Source organism: Streptomyces sp. ATLC9 (assembly GCF_057196705.1).
The window spans coordinates 1-4,136 of record NZ_JBXUOY010000375.1 but is presented as its reverse complement, the minus strand read 5'-3'; the positions used below and the strand labels follow the sequence as shown (position 1 = coordinate 4,136).

Here is a 4,136-nt window from a genome sequence, read left to right as displayed (position 1 = left end):
GGGCAGGGGTGGGAGGCCGCCGCCCGGCGGATACCGGCGGGCGGCGGCCCCAGGGCCGGCGGGATGCGGGGATCAGCCCACCGGGGTCTTGGCGTGCACCTCTTCCAGGAGCTCCGTCCTCAGATCGAGCACGAAGCCGCGCACGGAGTCCTTGTGGGGCACGAAGGGGCTGGCGTGCACCCGTGCCATGGAGGCCCGGATGCTGTCCGCGGCATCGGTGAAGCTGCCGGGCCGCCAGTCGGGCCTGGCGCCGGTGTCCCGCTCCACCGCGCCGAGGAACTCCTCGTCGGTGAAGGTGGCCATGCCGCAGTCGGTGTGGTGGACCAGGAGGATCTCCCGGGTGCCCAGGAGTCGCTGGCTGACGGCCAGGGAGCGGATGACGTCCTGGGTGACGATGCCGCCGGCGTTGCGGAAGACGTGCGAGTCCCCCGGGGACAGGCCGAGGAGCGCGTACACGTCCAGGCGCGCGTCCATGCAGGTGACGACGGCCGTGCGGCGGGCGGGGGGCATGGGCGGCGGCTCGCCGGGGGACGCCGCGCGGGCGGAGTTGTGGGCGAGGTAGGCATCGGTCGCGCTCTGCTGTGTGGTCAAGGTGGTCACCGTTTCGCGGGATGGGGTGGCGGGGCGCTCGCCGGGGCGCCGCCGCGCAGCGCGGCGTTCTCACTCTCGAGGCGCTCCACTCGCCGCCACAGCGGTTCCATGGCTCGCTCGACCTCCTCGGCGGTGTAGCGCGGGGTGATGTGCTGGGGACAGTTCCAGTCGTACGCCTCCACCTCGACGGTGATCAGGCGCTCGGCCGGGCTGCGGACGCCCGCCGGGTACAGCCGGGCGATGAGGTCGCCCGCCTCCGGCGGGTCCACGGCGCGGGCCCGGCCGTAGATCTTCAGCCGGGTCTGCGCCGGGTAGTCCATGAGCAGCAGGGAGACCCGGTCGTCGTGGTCGAGGTTGCCGACGGTGATGTACTGGCGGTTGCCCCGGAAGTCGACGAAGGCGAGGGTGCCGGGGTCGAGGGCGTGGAGGAACCCTGGCGGGCCGCCCCGGTGCTGGACGTAGGGCCAGCCGGTCTCGCCGATGCTGGCCAGGTAGAAGCTGTCGCGCTCGGCGATGAAGGCGATCTCGCCGGGGCCGAGCGGGTCCGCCTCCTCCGGGCCCTGCTCCATGCGGGCGTAGGCCCTGCGGCTGCGGTGCGCCTCCTGGTGGCGGCGGACGTTCGGGGTGAAGGCGACCTGGGCGTAGCGGCTGGTCATCGCGGTCCTCGGAGCGGGGCGGGTGGTGAGGAGCGGCGGGCGCCGCCCCTCACCACCAGTAGGTGGGGTAGCGGGTGGCGGCGCGCAGCCTGCCGGTGGCGACGCCGACGGCGACCAGGAGCGAGGACGCGGCGGCCAGCAGCAGCAGGAAGACCAGCGGGTCGGGCGACTGGGCCACGACGATCACGGCGGTGGCGGCGGCGGGCGAGTGGGGTGTTCGGGCCAGCATCATCACGCCGAGCGCGAGACCGCCCGCGACCCCGGCCCCCCACGCGGAGCTTCCGGCCACCGCCAGGACGGCGAACCCGGTGAGCGCGGAGAGCAGTTGCCCGCCGACGACGCTGCGCGGCTGGGCCAGGGGCAGGGCGGGGGCTCCGAAGACCAGGGCGGAGCTGGCCGCGAGCGGGGGGATCAGCCAGACCTGGTCCAGCCAGGCTCCGATGGCCACCAGCAGGACGAGTCCGGCGACCGAGCCGGCGGTGGCCACGGCGACGGTGAGCGCGGGCGGACGGGCCGGCGCCCGGCTGGTCAGCCGCCCGGTGGCGGCGGTCGTGGCCGGAGCGGTGGCGGCGGTCGTGGCCGGAGCGGTGGCGGCGGTCGTGGCCGGAGCGGGGGCGGTGCCGACGGACGGTTCTGCTGTCACGGGGACCTCCGAATGATCTTCAATTGGTAATGGATGGATTCGCATGTAATCCATTAGCTCGGGAGTATGGCATTATCGCCAGTGAGGCGACAACCCGGATCGGCGAGAGGGGTGGCGAAGACGGAGAGCGGCGAGAGGCCCCGGCCCCCTCTGAGCGGCGAGCCCCTGGCGCTGGACCTGGTGAACACCACGTTCATCCAGGGCGGGCTGCGCGGCAGCCTGGTGGACGCGCTGGCCGTCCCGGCCGATCTGGACCTCTGGCTGCGGGAGCACGCGCGGGCGCTCCCCCCGGAGCGGGCCCGGCCGGCGGCGGGCCCGGCGACCGCCCTCCACCTGGAGGAGTTCCGGCGGCTGCGCGAGGCACTGAGGGAACTGAGCCGCGCCTGCGTCGCGGGGGAGCCCTACGGCGAGCGGCCGGTCGCCGTGGTGAACCGGGCCGCGAGGCTCGCCGTGAGCTGGCCCGAGATCGGGGACGGGACGGCGGACGGACCGGTGGTGCGCTGGGCCGAGCCCGACTCCCTGATGGTCCTGCTCGGCGCGGTGGCCGTGTCCGGCGTGGAGCTGCTGGCGGGTCCGGGACGGCACGACGTGCGCGCCTGCGCGGCCCCGGGCTGCATCCTGTACTTCGTCAGGACCCACCGGCGCCGGGAGTGGTGCGGCCGGGGGGGGGGCAACCGGGTGCGGGTGGCGCGCCACCACAGGCAGCGGCGGGTCTGACCCCCGGACGGGCTCCGGCCGCGGCGCCGGAGGGGTTCCGGGGCGCCGCGGCCGGGCGGATCACTTCAGGAAGTCGCGGTTCACTTCAGGGCGTTGGCGTAGACGTAGTCGGCCACCTGGTAGCCCTGCGCCAGCGCGGCGTCGTTGTCCATGCGGAAGTGGACACCGGCGTACAGGCGGCTGTCGGCCTTCTCCTGCGCGGCCTGGCTCAGGCTGGTGAAGCCGCGGGTGACGCCGACGGCGTTCGGGTCGTCGGTGGTGCCGGTGAAGGAGACCTGGTCGGTGCCGAAGTAGTCCTGGAGGATGCCCGCCCAGGCCGCCGCGATGCCCGAGTGGCCCGAGGAGTAGGTCGGGAAGGACGGCGAGAAGTGCGTGCCGGCCGCGGTGGCCGACAACGGCTTCCAGTCCGGGTCGGCGACGGTCAGGTCGTTGCCGTCGGTGTCGGCGAGCTTGATCGCCGTCTCCGGACGCCACAGGCCCGTGTGGTACTTCGACTCCCACACCGAGATCGCCGCGTCCGCCAGGCTCATCGACAGCAGGGCGAACAGCCGGGAGGTCTGGTACGAGGTGTCGTTGGGCCGCAGGGTCTGCTGGACGATGATGGCGTGCTCGTACTGCTGGCCCACCGGCTTGTAGGTGCCGTCGGCGTCGTTGGCCCAGAAGCGGGCGATCTCGGTCTGGTCGGCGGTGCGCTCGGTGGAGTCGGCGCCGCCCAGCCTTCGCACCTCGTCGACCTGTGCCGCGTAGCCCTCACTGGCCAGCAGTTCCCCGCGGTCGTCGAAGCCCAGCGGCTCCTGCGGGCGGAACTGCGAACCGCTCTGGAGCACCCAGGGCCTGACCTTGCCCCAGTTGGCGCCGGCGGGGCCCGCGCCCGGGGTGGTCGGGCGCCAGTACCCGGGCTCGTTGATCATGTTGTACGGCGTGGTGTCGTCCGCGCCGTCGTCGGAGCGCTCGGTGACGATGTTCGTGCCGACCCGGGAGCCCAGCAGCTTGCCGAACGCCTTGTCGTACCAGCTGCCGTTGTCGGGCAGGGCGAGGGCGGTGGCGAGCTCGTCGTCGAAGTCGAGCTGCGGGTAGGCGCCACTGAGCGCGTGGTAGGCGGCGTGGTCGAGGGCGCTGTTGAGGGAGCCGTGTCTGCCGCGGGCCTGGGTCACGTCGGTCAGGTAGGGCTTGCCCTGCCCGGATATGGAGTTGGCGGCGTCGTACATGGCGGTGTTGAGCATGGCACCGCCCCGGGTGAGCGGGCCGGGGTGGCCGCCGACCTCGCGGAAGGCGTCCAGGAGAACCCGGTTCCAGTAGATGACGCGGTCGGTCGGCTGCGCGGGGGTCTCGGCGACCGCCGTGGCGGGCGAGACGGAGACCAGGGCGCCGACCGCGAGGGCGGTGGCGACGGCCTTGGCCAGGACGCCGCGGCGCGTCGGAGCGATTCCGGACATACGGATGGTCCTCTCGTGACTGGGAAAGGCCCGCTCCGGCGGGGCGGGGCCGGGGGGGGGGGCCCCTCCGGCCCCCCCCCGCCCGCGGCCCGC

5 protein-coding genes are annotated in these 4,136 nt (G+C 74.0%); 1 reads left to right on the top strand and 4 read right to left on the bottom strand.

Going from position 1 to position 4,136, the window contains the following annotated elements:
* Positions 1–72 precede the first annotated feature (72 nt).
* From AC2CJA_RS24900 to AC2CJA_RS24890, 3 genes are read right to left on the bottom strand one after another with little or no spacing between them, the layout of a single operon-like run.
* The gene (locus tag AC2CJA_RS24900) at positions 73–591 is read right to left on the bottom strand and encodes a beta-class carbonic anhydrase (RefSeq protein WP_484604927.1); all 519 of its coding nucleotides are present in this window, start codon (positions 589–591) and stop codon (positions 73–75) included.
* 5 nt (positions 592–596) lie between these two features.
* Positions 597–1,247 carry a pyridoxamine 5'-phosphate oxidase family protein gene (locus AC2CJA_RS24895; protein WP_484604926.1) on the bottom strand — a complete coding sequence of 217 codons (651 nt, stop codon included), beginning with the start codon at positions 1,245–1,247 and terminating at the stop codon, positions 597–599.
* Between the two features lie 49 nt (positions 1,248–1,296).
* Positions 1,297–1,890, bottom strand: a complete 594-nt coding sequence (locus AC2CJA_RS24890) for an HPP family protein (RefSeq protein WP_484604925.1) — start codon at positions 1,888–1,890, stop codon at positions 1,297–1,299.
* Positions 1,891–2,001: 111 nt separating this feature from the next.
* Between AC2CJA_RS24890 and AC2CJA_RS24885 the strand changes: the two genes are divergently transcribed.
* On the top strand, positions 2,002–2,607 hold the full coding sequence (locus AC2CJA_RS24885; RefSeq protein ID WP_484604924.1) for a CGNR zinc finger domain-containing protein: 606 nt from the start codon (positions 2,002–2,004) through the stop codon (positions 2,605–2,607).
* Positions 2,608–2,687: 80 nt separating this feature from the next.
* Here the strand turns inward: AC2CJA_RS24885 and AC2CJA_RS24880 are convergent, their stop codons facing one another.
* On the bottom strand, positions 2,688–4,043 hold the full coding sequence (locus tag AC2CJA_RS24880) for a vanadium-dependent haloperoxidase (protein WP_484604923.1): 1,356 nt from the start codon (positions 4,041–4,043) through the stop codon (positions 2,688–2,690).
* Positions 4,044–4,136: the final 93 nt, after the last annotated feature.